The following is a 17,191-nucleotide window of genomic DNA, read 5'->3' as shown; positions in this document are numbered from 1 at the left end:
TCGTTTATTTCTTCATTATTCTCTTAATTTTATAATAAAGTGTTTTCATATAAGGAATTTCAAACAAATAAGCTGGATGTTCCCAATAAATATACATAATCATTACAAAATAAACAAATACGCCTACAACAACAGATAAAATAAGAGGTAAAAAGACTCTATGAGTAAGTGTAAATAAACCATAATAAATACCTAAAACAATCGCTCCCATAACCAATGAAGCTAATAAAGGAATCACATAAGTTCTTTTTATTTCTTGTTTATAGCCTATTTTTTGACGTAAAGCTTTTTGATTTAAATAACATACTTGAAGCGCATATGTACAGTTACCAAACACTAAAACATAAACCCCTAAAGGTGTAATAAACAATAATAAAGCAATAATGATGATGTGACAGACAAGTGAAAATGCTGCATTTCTTAATGGAACATTCACTTCTCCTAAAGCTTGTAAAATCCCATTTGTAAGTGTTGATAAACCATAAAAGATAATCGCTGGAGATCCTAAAGCAAGCAATAATGTAGCTGTCATAATTGTCGCTTTTTGAGGAAATAAAACACCCATGATTGGATAAGATAATACTGCCATTCCTACTGCCGCTGGAATTAAAATCAACATTGTTACTGACAAACCAGATGTAATATGTGCTTTTGCTTCTTTAACATTTCCAAGTGCCCAAGCAGATGAAATAGAAGGAATAGAAGCTGTAGACATCGCTGAAGCTAGAGCAACTGGCACATTTTGTAAAACAATATATTTTCCTGCATAAACGCCATAATTTGAAATATAAGTAATTTTATCAATATGATGAAATGATTGAGCAAAATAGAAAATATACATATCGATCGTAGTGACTAAATTATATACACAAGTTGCTAGAATGATGGGTGCAATAATATGCATGATCATTCTAAAAATTTCTTGATACGAATCTACTCGTTCACTCGCTTCTTCATCTTTTTCTTCTACAAAAGTATTTTTCTTTTTTAAATACATAAAAATCATGTAGATCAAACCAACTAAAACACCAGCCCCTGTTCCAAGTGCAGAACCAGCAGCACCATATGATCCTACCTTTGTTGCATCTACACCAAGATATGGTTGAATAAAAATATAGGCAGCTAGCAATGCAACAACTGCATTAAAGATTTGTTCAATGATTTGTGAAACAGATGTATAAATCGTTGTCTTATGTGCTTGAAAATATCCTCTAAATACTCCTAATAAGCCCGATAAAAAAATTGTTGGACATAGGACCCTTAGTGCAGGAACAGCATTAACATCCACAATGAATGGTGCCAAGATAAATAATAAAATTGCTGCACTTCCAGCAATGGCACAAACATAGATAAATACACATTTTAATATTCTTTTAACATTTTTATATTCTTTTAAAGCAATCTTCTCTGATATTAATTTAGAAATAGCTGTAGGAATACTATACGATGAAATAAGTAAAACTAACGCATAAATATTATAAGCTGTTGAATAATACCCATTTCCTTCGTCTAAAATCATCGCAGTTAAAGGACTACGATATAAAAGCCCAATGATTCTAACTAAAATTCCTGCAAGTGCTAAAATTGATGCTTGTTTAACAATTGAATTAGAACGACTCATAACGACCTCACTTTCCAAAATTCATTATAACAAATATTACCATAAAACAAAATAAGCAATCTTATGATTGCTTATCTTTTATTCATCAATACCTGTAATGATCCATTTGTCATTTTTCTTTTCTAAAGTAAATGTTGCTGTTAATTTTTCAGTAGGTGCGCTTTTATATGTATCTGTCATGCTTTGATAAAGAATAGGAGCAATACCATCATATACTTTAATTTGATATGCTGATAAACCTTCTTCTTGATAGACTTTAGCAAGTTCATCTTGATGTTCTTCTACATATTGTTGTGCAGTTGTGTTTAATTCACTTTGATCAAAAGATACTTGTGAGTAATCTTTTTGTTTTCCTGTCACTTTAACTGTTGTTTTATCCCCATCTGCTTTGATATCTTTAATTTTGATATCTGTAAATAAATCTTTGAAAATAGCTTTTTTGAATTTATTTGTTTCATCAACAAAAACTTTACCATATTCTTCTTCAGTATATTGGCTTAATTCTTTTTCCATTTTTTCAAGATCCATTCCTGATAAAACATCTTCACTCGCTACCTTTTTAAGTTTTGTAATGTCGCATTCCTTGACATAATCAAAAAAGTTTGTTACAACTTCTTTTTGTTCATCTGTTGATGAAGAAGCACCGCATCCAGCAACAAATACAAGTGCAAATACGCACATTAACTTCATTAACTTTTTCATACTATTCTTATCCCTCCATAGGATAATTATATCATAAAAAAAGAATGAGGACATCCCCATTCTTATAATTCTTCTCCGTTTGTTTCAATAACATGTTTATACCAATCAAATGATTTCTTTTTACTTCTAGAAAAATCACCTTCATGATTATTATTATAGTTAACATAGATAAATCCATAACGTTTATCATATTCACCAGTTGAAGCTGAAACGATATCAATTGGAGACCACATTGTATATCCAAGTAAATCAACACCATCATATTCAACAGCATCTTTCATTGCTTGGATATGTTCTTTTAAGTAATCGATACGGTATTGATCATCAACTGTACCATCTGCTTCTTTTTTATCGTAAGCACCAAATCCATTTTCAACAATCATCATTGGAAGTTCAAAACGGTCATTGAACCAGTTTAGACACCAACGTAATCCAAGTGGGTCAATTTGCCATCCCCAATCTGATGCTTTTAAGTATGTATTTCTTACGAAATCTTCAGGTACATAATCAAATGTTTTTTCATTACGTCCTTGATATTTTGTCGCAAATGACATGTAATATGAGAATCCAATATAATCCACTTTACCTTCGGCTAAGATTTTCTTATCTTCTTCAGTAATGAAATCATATCCTTTTCTTTCAAATTTCTTTAAGATATGACGAGGATAATGACCTCTAGCATGTACTTCTACATACCAATATTTTTGATGCATTGCACCTAAAGCATTCATCACATCTTCTGGTTTTGGTGAAGCTGGATATACACCATTCATACCAATCATACATCCTACTTGTAAATCAGGATTGATTTCATGTGCAGCTTTTACAGCTAACGCTGAAGCTACTAATTCATGATGTGCTGATAAATACATTAAGTATTCTGCATCGTCACCTTCTTGAAGTAAAACAGCACCTTCTTGAATTAAGTTATGTTGTGTCACATCAGCTTGGTTATTGATTTCATTGAAAGTCATCCAATATTTAACTTTATGTTGATATCTTTCAAAACATACTTTTGCAAATTTAACGAACATATCGATGGCTTGACGATTTCTAAATCCACCATATTCTTTAGCTAATGCCCAAGGTAATTCAAAGTGTGATAATGTAATAACTGGTTCAATACCATATTTATGACATTCATCAAATAAATCATCATAGAATTTTAAACCTTCTTCATTTGGTTCTTTTTCATCTCCTCTAGGGAAAATACGAGTCCATGCAATAGAAGTTCTAAATGCTTTAAATCCCATTTCTGCAAACAAAGCAACATCTTCTTTATAATGATGATAAAAATCAACACCTACATGGTTAGGATAATCTTCACCTTCAATAACACCATCTGTTAAACGTCTTGGTGCACCTGTAACGTTATCTCCTGCTGTTTCTACATCACTACAGCTAATTCCTTTTCCACCTTCTTGCCAGGCACCTTCACATTGATGGGCAGCAACTGCTCCACCCCATAAAAAGTCTTCTCTAAATCCCATTCTATTTCCTCCTTAAAATACACATTTATCATACCATTTTTTAGTACCATTTGCATTAGTATAATAAAAATTGGTAAAGAAATCTTTACCAATTAGACATATCTGCATATTTGCTCAACGCTTTCTCCTTGATTAAATCTTTTACATAATTCATGTGTACATTTATGATATTTATCAAATGTATGCTGACAATTTTTAACATGACTATAAACTTTCCAATAACCAACACTTAAAGATTCTTTCCCTTCAATAAAACCTAAAACATCTGTCATAGGATATCCTAAAAACAAACCGATTTCATGAGGAAAATTATAATCATTGAGGCGTTTTTGTAAATCTAGGATAAGAGTATCTAAAGATGTACAATTATAATTATATTTTTTAAAGATATTTTGGATTTGTTTACATGCACATAATTTATTTAACTTTTCTTTTTGATAAACATAAATCATAGAACGCCCTTTTATTTTAAGTACTTTTAAATAAATATCTTTTTTATTTAAAAGTTCATTATAATATTGGATACATTCTTCTAAATCATCAAGATCATTTAAATTATAAATACATGCAACTTTAAGTTTTGTAAGTGTTGGTGAAGCATAAAAGATTAATCTTCTTTCAAATTCGTGAGCAGACAATGGCATAATTAAGCAATCACTTTTTTGATAGCTTCGATATCTTCGTCACTACCATCATTTTCTACTTTATATAAGCATGGTACATTATATTGTTCAGCAATGACATCTCCTGCTTTACAATAAGCTTCTCCATATCCAGTATCACCACTTACAACAACACCTTTTAGATGTTCACTTTGACTTTGTAAGAATTCATCTACTTCGTAAGGAACATCTCCGAAACCATCAGTATAAGTAAATAAGATGTAATCTTCTTCTACGGTTTCACTTCCATCTTCAATTTTTAAAGCATCTTCAATTCCTAATTTAGAAATAATACTTTCAACATTTCCTGTTCTTGATGCATATACGACTTTCATTTTTTTCCTCCTTTAGTTAGCTACAACTAACTCACGATATTATGTTAGCATAAGCTAACTTGACTGTCAAATATTTTCATTCATAGTTTGTCTTATCTAATAAAATATATACAAAAAGCTATAAAGAATTTCTTGATTGACAAGATTAGATTCTTTATAGCTCATCTTTTAATTCATTAAATTTAAAACACCTTCTTCACTATTAATATTAAAGATATTTAATGTAAGTTCATTCAATTTTTCTAGCGATGTTTCTGTGAGTTGTTTTTCTAAAGGACTTGATAAAGTTCCTAGTTTCACTTTAAGCAGTTCTTTTAAAGTACTTTGTTTTTCTTCTTGTCTACCTTTTTCAATTCCAATACTTTCTCCCTCGTTTCTCATTCTTTGAAATAATTGATCCATTGCTACACACATATTGATTTCATCTCCTCCTAGTAAGTCTTCTTCTTTAATGTCTGTATGCGTAAAGATGGCTGCTATCTTAAAACTCTCTGCACAGATCATTCGATTTTTTCTTAATCCTTCATAGTCTCCTTTAAGCATACTTTGACTGATCTCTACTACTTCTTTTAATCGCTGACTTTTAAGTATTCTAGTATCTCTTTTTTTATATTGATGTAAGGAATTTTCTTGATTTAATTGTATTATATGTTTAATGATAATTTGTCTCATATTTGTTTCATTTCTATTATTATTTTATCTTTTTTTCCTTCTTTCAATGGATGATAGTCCAATAAAAAGGATGCTTACATTTAATTGTAAGCATCTTGATTTTCATCTTCATCTAAATAATCTCTATAATCTATACTAAAGAAATGATGATGATTCATTTTCCATAAATTTGGATTAAAATCATCTAATTGATGATTAATAATAATTTCATTAATAAGTACAGACAATCCTAAAACATCTACTAATAAATCTGGTTGGTTTAATATTTGAATCGTATTAGCAACAAATATTTGAATCAAATCTGTTGGTTCATCTTGATCAAAGAATAAATCAACAGCTTCATTTATTGCATCAATATCACATTTTTTTATAGTTCCTACTGTTTCTACAAATATTTTATTTAACTCATAAGCAGCATCTTTATATGTGTCTAATTCCACAGAAATCATTTCTTCATTTAATTGTGGATTAAGCCTTATAAACTCTTGAATATATTCTTCTTTATATTCATTAATTGTATTAAAGATCGTATTCGTATATGCCGCTAAAGCGGGTGCATCAAGTCCTATATGATGAACAAGTTGATCAAAAATATAATCAATTCTTTCAACATCATTATTTGAAATACGATCATGATACATAATTTCTGTAAATTCATCTGTTAAGTTTTGGATACGTTCTCTATTATTTGCATACGTACTGATTTCGTTTAATACTTTTTGATTGATATTATTCATTTCATAAATGATAGCTGAGTTTTCAACATCATCCATCATTGTTTCAACTTCACTTTTTTCAAATAAATCATTAATATTAATTTTAAATTGTTTCATGATTATCCCCTTTCAATTATTCTTATTTAATCATATATTTAAAATAATGTGAATATTATCCGTATACTATTATATAACATTATTTCTCGATAATCATTAGCTAAATAATCCAAAAAAAGGGGATGTTACGAAATAATTTAAAATCATAACATCCTTTTTTGTTATAATTTCAAACTAAAAATAGGATATTGATATCTTACCAATGATCTTTATTTCCTACTAATTAATTCCTCATCCATAATGTTTGAGGAATTATTGTAATTAGAAACAATTGCTTCTTATAGTAGTATAATTTTATTATATAGATATTTAAAATTCCTATTTTTAATATTTTTTTATTCTACAAAAGAAAGGGCTGTATGAAATTAATTGTTTAATTTCGTAACAGCCCCTTTACTATCTATTATAATTTTAAGCCAACTTCTAAACCTTCTTTAGTTGCTGGAATAGCGCCACCTGCTTGTTTAGCACCACCAATGACATAGACTTCCTTACAATATTTTTTAGCAATTTCTTCTAATGGATTATATGATTTATAACCAAAAGCAGAGATAACTTGTACAGCTGGAATCGAAACTGTATTTCCACTTGCATCTTCTCCAATAACAGCAGTTTCTGTAATTTCTTTAACTTTAAATTGTGTTTTTACTTTAATACCTGCTTTTTGGATCATTTCTAATAGACATACTTTTGTCATGATCATCATATCATTTAAAATATCAGGTTGCATTTCTAACAATGTCACATCATGATTTTTTTCAGCTAGATAGTGAGCTGTTTCACCACCAACTTCTCCTCCACCACAAACAACAATAGGACCGTTAGAAATATCATATTTACCAAGTAGCATATCTTCTGCAGTAAATACATTTTTACCATCAATACCTTTAATTGGTGGAACCATTGGTTTAGCCCCTGTTGCAAGAATAATAGCATCTGGTTTAATTTCTTGAATCATTTCTTCACTTACTTCACTATTTAAATGTACAGGAACATTAAGAGCTTCTAAATTAGCACGATAAGAAGAAGTTGTAGTAGATAATTCACCTTTCCCAATTGGATATGCAGCTGATCTAAATTGACCACCTAAATGACTACTTGCTTCATATAAAGAAACATCATGACCTTTAATGGCTGCTGTTCGAGCAGCTACTAAACCTGCTGGTCCTCCACCAATGACCATTACTTTTTTAGGTTGAGTCGTTTTTGTTAAATCTGTTTCATATTCACGCCCTACTCTTGGATTAACTAAACAAGTGACACATCCCCCTGTTAATAATGGACCTTCACATCCTTGAAGGCATCCAATACAATAATTAATTTGATCAAATTTTCCTTCTTTAGCTTTTACTGGTAAATAAGGATCTGCTAAAGAACCTCTAGCCATTCCTACAAAATCACATTTATCCATTTCTAGTAAAATATCAGCCATTCCCGGTTCATTAATACGATTAGCTAAAATAACAGGAATTTTAACGACCTTTTTAACATTAGCAGCAGCTTCCATATTTAATGCATGTTTAGTAAACATTGGTGCAATAATTTGATCAATTGGTGCTGCAGCATAAACTCCATTTGAAACATGAATTGCATCAAAACCAACTTCTTCTAAATGTCTTGCAAGTTGATATGTTTCAGCTTCTGTACGTCCTCCTTGAACATATTCATTAGCTGAAATACGTACTTGAATTGGAAAATCTCCTACTTCTTTTCTCATAGCAGCAATAATTTCATCAACAATTCTTACTCTATTATCAAAACATCCACCATATTGATCTACTCTTTTATTGACATAAGATGATAAAAATTCAGCTAATAAATAACCATGAGCACAATGTAATTCAATTCCATCAAAACCAGATTCTTTACATCTTCTTGCTGCTTGACCAAAATCTTCAACAAGTGTATGAATTTCTTCAACAGTCATTTCTCTTGCTAAATCCATACAAATAGGATCTTTTGTTCCTGAAGGTGCTAATGGTTGAACATTACCATTAACCGCATGTGAACTTTGTCTTCCTGGATGATACATTTGACAGAAGATCTTAGAACCATGTTCATGTACACGACGTGTTAATTCTTTATTTAAAGCAACATGTTCATCTTTATAAAATCCTGGAATATATTGATATCCCTTTCCATGAGGTGTAACACTATAATCTTCAGTAATAATCATTCCCCATCCACCTTTTGCTTTTTCTTCGATATAGGCCATATATCTATCTGTTAAAAAGCCATCTTCATCACAATAATTTGTAACCATTGCTGGTACGACCAATCTGTTTGGTATTGTACAGTTTCCTACTTTCATAGGTGTAAATAATTTTGTTATCATTCCTTTTTCCTCCTTGTAACCACTTATAGTATACGCCTTGAAAGCATTACAAGGTCAAGTGCTTGTGAAATAATACACAAATAAGTAAAATAGCTTAAAAAACACAAAAAAACATTGAAATGATTTCAATGTTTTAAAGCAATTGGTATCTGTATTTCCATAATCCTTTGAAAATTTTCGCCTTCATAACCCCTACCTACAATAATTCCTCTAGGAGTTCCTACTATTTGATATTCATCTTTGATTTCATTTAATATATTTTCTAATTGATTTCTATTAAAACAACCTATTTCACCCATATCAATCATTGTACATAGACATAATTGCTTCTTTAAATACTTTTCATCTTTAAAAGAAAGCTGAAGTGATTCTATGTATCTCTCTTCCATTCCATACCACCAAGTTTCTTTCCCTTTTTCAAATAAAACCATAGATTCCACATAAACCATTCTTTCCTTGGAAAAAAGCAAATTTCTATTTTCAATAGATATTTGTAATTTATCATAGTCATCACCTTTTCCATTAGTTAGAAACACAAGTTGATATGCAGGAACATTTTTGACCCAATATTTTCCTAAATTAAATTTACATGTTTCGATTCTTTCTGCTAATTCTTTAACACGTTCTTTCAATAAAATTTTTTTAATAATATCTTGATCTATTTCTTGATAATATTGATACAAATGTTGTGCATAGTTTTCTAAATAATGTTCATTTAATAATTCAGAGATATCTTTGATTCCAAAATGAATTGATTGATAGCGAATAATTTCCATTAATAAAAAAACATCCATGACTGAATATGTACGATAATTATTATCTTCTTTCCTTGATGGTTTTAAAATACCTTGTTTTTCATAATAACGAATCATTTCTTTTGAAATATTCAATATTTTAGATACTTCACCTATTTTATATTCCATACGCAATTCCTCTTTCCATTTATATTATTGTATCATAAAAAAATATTCAATAAGCAATAATTGCTTATTGAATAATCTATTGTTTTAAAAATGGCGGTACTAATGAGATTCGAACTCATGATCTTACGTTCCGGAGGCTAACAACCACCAATTTTTTTAGTTTAATTTTTTTCTCCAATCCCTTAAAGTCTATATACATCAACACTTTTGAAGATTTCTTGGTATCTTATAATTTTTCTAATTTTATCTATTTTTTGCTATTTTTTTATGTCTTTGTTAGAAATCTGTTAGAAAACATCAAATTTTCTCGTTTGAAATATTCCTTCAAAAGCCTTGATTTTATTATGTTTTCTAATTCATCCTCGGTTAGATTCGAACTCACTTATGACAGCCATTGTTAGGAAAAACCTTGTTTTTAATAATTTTATAGTAATTTAGCCTTAAATTCAATGAAAAAAATGGACCTGTAGTCCATTTATAAAGATAACATTTTTTTCAATTGTTCTCTTAATGCATCATTATTTTTTAGTATATCCAACAATTCTGATGCATCATCTTTTTCCTCATTTTCTTTAGAAGCGTAGAATTCATCTTCAAACTTTGTAGCATTCACTTTTCTATCTTCATCTAAAATATGTGCATATCTTTTTGTAATCATCTCCGCAGATTTATGACCTGTATCACCTTGTGTTGCTTTTATATCTCCTTTACTCAATTTAAGTTTATAAGTAGCACTTGAGTGTCGCAAAGAATGAAAGACTACTTTTCGAAGACCATTTATTTCTATAAATTTCTTAAATCTTCTTTCAATGTTTGATTTTTCAATAGGTCTTCCATTTTCAAAACAAATAACAAGATTATTATCTTCATATAAATTACCAAATTCATTTTTTATCTCTTGTTGTTTATTTTTCCATTCTTTTAACATAAAAGCAACTGTTCGAGGTATCCAAACAGTTCTAGATTTACCATTCATTTTCAACGATTTTAATACCATTACTGTTTTACAATCTCTTTTTACCTGTGAATCAAATTGTTTATATATTTCATCTTTAGTCAAAATACCTATCATTGATTTATCAATACGAACATATTGTTTATCAACAACTAATCTTGTATTATCTTTTTCAAAATCTTCATCCTCAATATGAATATTATTCCAAGTTAGGCCTAATATTTCTGATATTCTTAATGAACATGAAAAGGCCAAATTAATACACAAATATAAAATTTGATCTTCGCATATTTCTAAAGCATGTTGAATTTCGCATGCTGTCCATATTTCACTTTCTTTTGATTCATAATACGGAATATTAGAATCTGTAAAAACATTTTTCTTAACAACTTCCCATCTGATTGCTTGCCTCCATGCACATCTTAATAATTTTATTATTGATTTAATCGTGTGAGATGTAACATATTGAGGAGCATTTTTTCTTACACCATAATTTACATTTTTTGTTTTGGTCAGTTTATTAATATACTGATCAACATTTAAAGCTGTAAATGTTTGTATTTTTTTATTTCCTATAATTGGATAAACATAATTATTTAACAGACCAATATTTGCCTTATAATTATTAAATCCCCAACGTTTTGTTCCATATAATTCAACAAAAACTTCTAAAAATTCTCTTATAGTTTGATTATTGGGAGCCACAAAAGTTTGATTATTAACTTCGTCTTCAATCTTTTTCTTTTTAAATACTGCATCTTCATAGCTTTCACAAGCTTCCCATTTTTGTTTCTTTTTTCCTTCGAATGAATCAAATCTATAAACAACATAATATTTTCCATGTTTGTTTGTAATTGATGCCATGTTTATTTCCTCCTACACCCTCCATTTTATGGAAACTATTATATTTTACCAACATGCGATTAAAAAATGACAGCTTTACTACTTGAGTATACTTGTCAACTCTTTTGAAAAATCAGGATTGTTCTTCAGTAATGAAATAATCTTTAATATATTTATTTCTTTTTTCTTTGGAACTTGTATATCTTTAAGATTAATATTGCGATAATTTGTTCCTGCTGAAATTGAATTACTACGATAAATTCCTCCTTCTTTCATATAACCTACTTCAAACCATTTTGAATAATCAAAAAACAGAGTATTGTAATATAATTCTCTTATCGTCATAGTTTCCCCATTATATAAAATTTTCTCTTTAGAAAACAATTTTAATTTCATAAATTTTATATTTGGTAAATCATTTAAATATTTCAATGTGTCAAATTCCTTATTAATAATTCTATCTTCACATGCTTTACCATTTTTTAATGAAAAAACCAAATTATTATCAACAAAATTACAATAGCAACTCTTTTTTCGATTTTCTGTTTCTTTCCACTTAATCAGTAACTTAGCTACATTAATAGAAATATGAATTTTTTTACTATTTGTTATTTTATAAATAACCAACCTTGTTCGCCCTTCATTACCTATTTTTTTATCAAACACTTTTAAAATCATTTTTTTATTATCGTTAATATAAGATGTACTCTTTCTATTAATTTTCTTATTTACGACTGCATAACAATTATTATTTATTAAATCGTTTTCACTTATATGTAAGTCATCCCATTTTAATGCTAAAATTTCATTAATTTTTAAATCGGTTCCAAAAAAGCAGTGCAAAAACATATGAAACCTAGTTCCTTTACTCAATTCAAAAACATTACATAGTGTATCTAAGCTCCATTCAAGTGAGAACTCTTCAGACTGACTTTCAATTTTATAATTTTTCATAGGATTTATTTCGTATAAATTAAGCATCATTGAATAATTAAATAATTTATTTAAAAAGTTTGTAATATCTTTTTTTACCGCTTTTGATACTACTTTTTCTTTATTACCAAATTTTGAAATTTGATTATCAACTTGTTTACTTAAATTTTCAATAAATATTGGTGTTATATCTTTAATATAAGTATTTTCAAAATAATCCATAATATACCTGTATGTTAAACTTACATATGATTCATACTTTTCATAAGTGTCAATTTTTAAAGAAACTTTCTTTAAATAAATATCTATGAAATCTATAAACAATGTATCTTGATCAATCTTATATTCTTTATCATATTCACGATTATTGATTTCATTTACTCTAATATCGACATATTTCTTATCAAAAAAGCTTTCTCTACATGTCTTTTTTACTCCATTACATATTTTGTCATAAGTAATCGTAGTAATGTACTTTCTTTTTGTTATTTCCACATTTGTTCCTCCTAATTCTATTTATTAAGCCAGCTATCAAATGATTTTTTAGATATTCTTACAATTTTTCCTAGTTTAATGATCTTAAAGTAATTTTCATTTAATAGATTATAAGAAGAATTTCTTCCAATTTTTAAGATATCTTTTATTTCTTCCAATGTATAAACTTGATTATCAAATGTTTCTTCCTTATTTAAAAGAAAACCTTTATTATCAATCCATTCATTAAAAGATTTCATAGACACTCGTATTGTTGAGCCAATCCTAACAGCATTCATGTCATCACTTTCAATAATTTTATATGCTAAATTCTTACCGCATTTAAAAATTCTTGCAATATCCTGTGCTGTTAATATCTGTTTATCCCAATCATTTATTCTATTCACTTTCTGACTTCTCCTTTAGTTTATTAAGATGTTTATTCACATACAAATGTGCAAATTTATTAATCGTACATTAATTTAAACCAACACTTATCCGTAAAGACCTATCCATTAAATCAATTTCTTGATCTTCTAAAATACTTAGTTTTTCTAACAGCCGACTTTTATCAATGATTCTTATTTGTTCAAGTAATATCATAGATTTTTTATAAATTCCTGTTCTTTTATTTATAACCAAATGTGTTGGTAAATATGCTTTGCCTAATTTTGTTGTAATCGGTGCAACAATAGTAGTTGTACTAAATCTATTGCCAGTATTATTTTGAATAATCACAACAGGTCTAATACCACCTTGTTCACTGCCTATACATGGATCTAAATCAGCCATATAGATTTCTCCTCTTACTATGTTTTCTATCAACTTCATCACCTTCTTTTTTATGTATGACTAAAAGCAACAGTAAAGTTGCTTTTAGTTAATTGTAATATCAGTAGATTGCTTTGCTATGCAATTCCACGAGTCACACATAATCTTCAAGGCGTTATATGTTCTCAAAGGATTCTAACCTTCAATAGTGTTTTGCGTGCGGCAAATTTAATTACTCATGCGAACACTATGCGTATCATTATATTCTTATATTGTCATCGCCTCATAGCAGCACCTATGATTATCATCAAATATTACTCGCTCTCAATATACATTGGTCATGGCGTACTTATGATTGGGCTTAAATATAAGTAACGTTACCGATATTACTATTCTGTTTTCAATGTACTCTTAGGTTTTTTACCCTTCACTATAAAGGCAATGAAATTAAGTGATTTTGTAAATTATTTTATTTTTTTTCTTAATTTTTTTATTCGGTAATAAATATTATCTATTGTTATACCCAATATATTTGCAATTTCTTTAGTTGAATATCCTTGTATTTTATAAACTAATATTTTTAAAGTAACATCATCTTCTTTAGATAAAATCTTATATAAATTCTCGTTTTCTATTTCATCCATCAAATCATTTATAGAGTTTATTTCTTTTTTATCATTGGTTTCTGTTAAATTAAAAAACACATCTTTTGTAATATTTTGATGTGTTCTAAAACTTCTCTCTTTATTAAAATCAATCCAATCGTAATCTCTTAATTTTTTTATAATCGTTTGATCAATATTATTATCTTTTAACAGTTTTTCTTCTAATATCTTTTCATTTTCCCATTTTATTTTTTCTCTACTATAATTATATTTCATAAAATCCTCCAATTTTTATTTTCTTTTTTTAAACCGGAGGTGATCTAATATTGAAATACTTTATATTAATAATATATTGTATTAAATCGGTAAATCTCTACTTAGTGCTATTTTATCTATCAATAATAAATAATCAACTTTTTTTAAATTAGTATATTTATTTGTTACATATATATAATTTTTAACAAGTCTGATATATTCATTTGCTTCTAATTGGCTTTTAGTAATAATTATCTTATTTAACATTTCATCTAAATATTGATCATCTTCCATACATATTAATTCTCCTTACCTGATATTTTTAATTTACATTAAAGTTTAAATTTAAAAAATTAAACAAGCAAAACATAACATAGATATTAACAAGCATATGATGCAATTTTACATATACTAATCTTTCATGTAAGAGCAAATAAATCATACATATATTATGCTAAAGACTTTTGAATACAAATGAGATAAAAAGAGTTCCTTTTAAAAAAACTTAATAATTGCTTATTTCATTTTCTACTGTAATATTATTTATATTTCAATTTTTATATAAACTTTTTTATTTTCAAAAAAGTTTTATAAATATATTTTTTATTAAATCAATTTTGTTTATTATATCTATAAAAATATAACTTTCTCATATATCTTGTCTATTATTGATTATTGTTCAAATGCATCAATATATTTAAATAGTAGTTTAATTTATACGAACAAAAATTCTTAAATATTAATAACAACCAAATATTTTTTACAAACTGTTAAAAACAGAAAAACATATTCTTATTTTATAGAAAATGATATTTATTAGATATTTTTCTACAAATCAATAACACCTTTTTTATTGAACCATCTTATTAATAATAAACCCTTCAGCATAATCAACGTGAGACTTTATTCCGTTTATTTTATCTTTTGCATCAATATAAGATAATAAATCTTGATTTCTATTTTTATACTTTTCTATTTGTGAAACATACTCTTTTAATACATTTTTTTTATCAATTTCATATTTAGATATATCAATATAATAATTAGGAACAAATTCTGTACTTGTTAATGATTCATAAAAAATCAAGTTTTTACAGCTTGTTGCAATCGATAGTGTATTTAATCCTAAATTAACATGGTCCTGATGCGTGTCTTTATAATACTGACAAAGCACTGTGTCAATGGAATATTTTTTTATAATATTACTTAAAAAATCTATTGTATCAGGATCATGTTTTAAATACCCATCTTGTATCGCACCAACTATGACTTCATCCACATCTATATGAATTAAAGCTTTTTTTATTTCATCAACCCTATCTTTATAAGTTTTCTTTTCCCAATTTCCTCCATTTGTCATTACTAAATAAACAATCTTTTTCCCTTCTTTTTTTAATTTCATTAAACTTCCTATGCATCCTAATTCTATGTCATCAGGATGCGCACCTACAATTAATATATTTTCCATAATAACTTTCTTCTTTCTTTATTTTCTTTTGATAATATTATTTTATAAACTCTAATATTTTTTATTTATATGTTCCTATTTTTACCTCCTTTTTTATTCATGCATTTTAAAAATAGTAATCTAATCATTTGTTTTAAATATTTTTTATATTACTTCATTTATTTCCTCCTAGCCATTTAACTTAATTTCAGTATATATATTTTTTTAATTATATATATAAATTTGTCTTATCTAACAATCATATGTCATATAACGCAAAAATATTCTCAAGAATTTATAGTATTTTAGAAATTTCAAAGATTCTTATTGATTTGTTCAAAAGAAAATTTTACAGAGTAAATTCAAAAATTAATATTTGGAATATATTTTCTAATTTAAATAACAATATTTTATCATTTTTGGATTATTAAAAAAAAAGAGAACAATTAGTGTCTATAATTGCTCCCCCTCAATTATTTTACTTCCTATAATCATATTAAATTTGAACGAATATTGTCTTAAATATTGATTTTTTATTAAATTTAATATTTACTGTAATTTTATTTTTTCAATGATATGAGTTGCTCTTTAGAATTTATTTTTGAAATATTATAGAAATAATCTTCCTGTGTCTTAAATTCTTTTCTGCTTAATTGTTCTTTAATAGTCCCATCTTGAATGTAGAGCAATCTAGAAGCAAACGACCCAACCATAACATCATGTGTAACCATAATGATTGTTTTTCCCTCTTTTTCATTTAAATTTTTCAAAATTGCCAATAATTCACTTGTATTTTTACTATCCAAATTTCCAGTTGGCTCGTCAGCAATAATAATACTTGGTTCATTAACTAGAGCCCTAGCTATTGCAGTACGCTGTTTTTGTCCTCCAGAGCATTCATCTGGATATTTATTTAAAAGACCTTCGATGCCAAGATTTTTAGCAATTTCATGTACTCTTTTTTTTATTTCACTATTTTTTACTTTGTTCATTGATAATGGAAATGCAATATTTTCTTCCAATGTTAAATAATCCAATAAATTATATTCTTGAAAAATGAATCCAATTTCTTTACTCCTAAAATTGCCAATTTCTTCATCACTCATTTCTAATGTTGATTTTCCATATAATATAACTTGTCCCTTACTAGGAGTATCCATTGTTGAAATGCAATTGATAAAAGTTGTTTTTCCTGATCCAGATGTCCCCATCACGCAAATAAATTCTCCTTTTTCTATTGACATAGAAATATTATTTAGTGAAATTACTGGATTATCTGTCATTTCATCATAAACCTTACTAATTTTTTTTACCTCTATTATAATTTCATTCATA

The 17,191-nt window shown here is 27.4% G+C and carries 17 protein-coding genes; all 17 read right to left on the bottom strand.

Annotated elements, in window-relative coordinates:
* Positions 1-4: 4 nt before the first annotated feature.
* The 17 genes from LJD32_RS08075 to LJD32_RS07995 all read right to left on the bottom strand — a co-directional run bounded on the left by LJD32_RS08075 (position 5) and on the right by LJD32_RS07995 (position 17,190).
* Complete coding sequence (locus LJD32_RS08075) at positions 5-1,621, bottom strand: oligosaccharide flippase family protein (RefSeq protein ID WP_032091429.1); 1,617 nt, start codon at positions 1,619-1,621, stop codon at positions 5-7.
* 78 nt (positions 1,622-1,699) lie between these two features.
* Positions 1,700-2,323, bottom strand: a complete 624-nt coding sequence (locus LJD32_RS08070; RefSeq protein WP_227392433.1) for a hypothetical protein — start codon at positions 2,321-2,323, stop codon at positions 1,700-1,702.
* A 62-nt stretch (positions 2,324-2,385) separates the two neighbouring features.
* Positions 2,386-3,813 (bottom strand): 6-phospho-beta-glucosidase, encoded by a 1,428-nt coding sequence (locus LJD32_RS08065; protein WP_032091431.1) that lies wholly within the window; start codon positions 3,811-3,813, stop codon positions 2,386-2,388.
* A gap of 92 nt (positions 3,814-3,905) precedes the next feature.
* Positions 3,906-4,457 (bottom strand): DUF3793 family protein, encoded by a 552-nt coding sequence (locus LJD32_RS08060; RefSeq protein WP_227392434.1) that lies wholly within the window; start codon positions 4,455-4,457, stop codon positions 3,906-3,908.
* A 2-nt stretch (positions 4,458-4,459) separates the two neighbouring features.
* Entirely contained in the window at positions 4,460-4,810 is a 351-nt protein-coding gene (gene nrdI / locus LJD32_RS08055) for a class Ib ribonucleoside-diphosphate reductase assembly flavoprotein NrdI (protein ID WP_032091433.1), read from the bottom strand.
* Positions 4,811-4,978: 168 nt separating this feature from the next.
* Positions 4,979-5,482 carry a DUF4351 domain-containing protein gene (locus LJD32_RS08050; RefSeq protein WP_227392435.1) on the bottom strand — a complete coding sequence of 168 codons (504 nt, stop codon included), beginning with the start codon at positions 5,480-5,482 and terminating at the stop codon, positions 4,979-4,981.
* A gap of 80 nt (positions 5,483-5,562) precedes the next feature.
* Positions 5,563-6,315 (bottom strand): hypothetical protein, encoded by a 753-nt coding sequence (locus tag LJD32_RS08045; protein ID WP_227392436.1) that lies wholly within the window; start codon positions 6,313-6,315, stop codon positions 5,563-5,565.
* Between the two features lie 403 nt (positions 6,316-6,718).
* A complete protein-coding gene (locus LJD32_RS08040) occupies positions 6,719-8,650 on the bottom strand; it encodes an FAD-dependent oxidoreductase (RefSeq protein ID WP_032091436.1) in 1,932 nt (643 codons plus the stop codon).
* 125 nt (positions 8,651-8,775) lie between these two features.
* Positions 8,776-9,573 (bottom strand): MerR family transcriptional regulator, encoded by a 798-nt coding sequence (locus tag LJD32_RS08035; protein ID WP_227392437.1) that lies wholly within the window; start codon positions 9,571-9,573, stop codon positions 8,776-8,778.
* Positions 9,574-10,048: 475 nt separating this feature from the next.
* Positions 10,049-11,392, bottom strand: coding sequence for a tyrosine recombinase XerC (gene xerC / locus LJD32_RS08030; protein ID WP_227392438.1), 1,344 nt, complete (start codon positions 11,390-11,392; stop codon positions 10,049-10,051).
* Between the two features lie 78 nt (positions 11,393-11,470).
* Positions 11,471-12,799 (bottom strand): hypothetical protein, encoded by a 1,329-nt coding sequence (locus LJD32_RS08025; protein WP_227403814.1) that lies wholly within the window; start codon positions 12,797-12,799, stop codon positions 11,471-11,473.
* 17 nt (positions 12,800-12,816) lie between these two features.
* Positions 12,817-13,185 (bottom strand): helix-turn-helix domain-containing protein, encoded by a 369-nt coding sequence (locus tag LJD32_RS15495; protein ID WP_227392797.1) that lies wholly within the window; start codon positions 13,183-13,185, stop codon positions 12,817-12,819.
* Between the two features lie 70 nt (positions 13,186-13,255).
* Positions 13,256-13,570 (bottom strand): type II toxin-antitoxin system PemK/MazF family toxin, encoded by a 315-nt coding sequence (locus LJD32_RS08015; RefSeq protein WP_227392799.1) that lies wholly within the window; start codon positions 13,568-13,570, stop codon positions 13,256-13,258.
* A gap of 443 nt (positions 13,571-14,013) precedes the next feature.
* Positions 14,014-14,430, bottom strand: a complete 417-nt coding sequence (locus LJD32_RS08010; RefSeq protein ID WP_227392796.1) for a sigma-70 family RNA polymerase sigma factor — start codon at positions 14,428-14,430, stop codon at positions 14,014-14,016.
* 81 nt (positions 14,431-14,511) lie between these two features.
* Positions 14,512-14,703 carry a hypothetical protein gene (locus LJD32_RS08005; RefSeq protein WP_107030415.1) on the bottom strand — a complete coding sequence of 64 codons (192 nt, stop codon included), beginning with the start codon at positions 14,701-14,703 and terminating at the stop codon, positions 14,512-14,514.
* A 556-nt stretch (positions 14,704-15,259) separates the two neighbouring features.
* On the bottom strand, positions 15,260-15,877 hold the full coding sequence (locus tag LJD32_RS08000) for a PIG-L deacetylase family protein (protein ID WP_107030414.1): 618 nt from the start codon (positions 15,875-15,877) through the stop codon (positions 15,260-15,262).
* A 539-nt stretch (positions 15,878-16,416) separates the two neighbouring features.
* On the bottom strand, positions 16,417-17,190 hold the full coding sequence (locus LJD32_RS07995; RefSeq protein ID WP_107030413.1) for an ABC transporter ATP-binding protein: 774 nt from the start codon (positions 17,188-17,190) through the stop codon (positions 16,417-16,419).
* Between the last annotated feature and the right edge of the window lies 1 nt (position 17,191).

Source organism: Faecalibacillus sp. TM498, assembly GCF_020589955.1.
GTDB lineage: Bacteria > Bacillota_I > Bacilli_A > Erysipelotrichales > Coprobacillaceae > Faecalibacillus > Faecalibacillus intestinalis.
The sequence above is the reverse complement of the archived record's forward strand: the minus strand, read 5'-3'. Positions and strand labels throughout refer to the sequence as shown.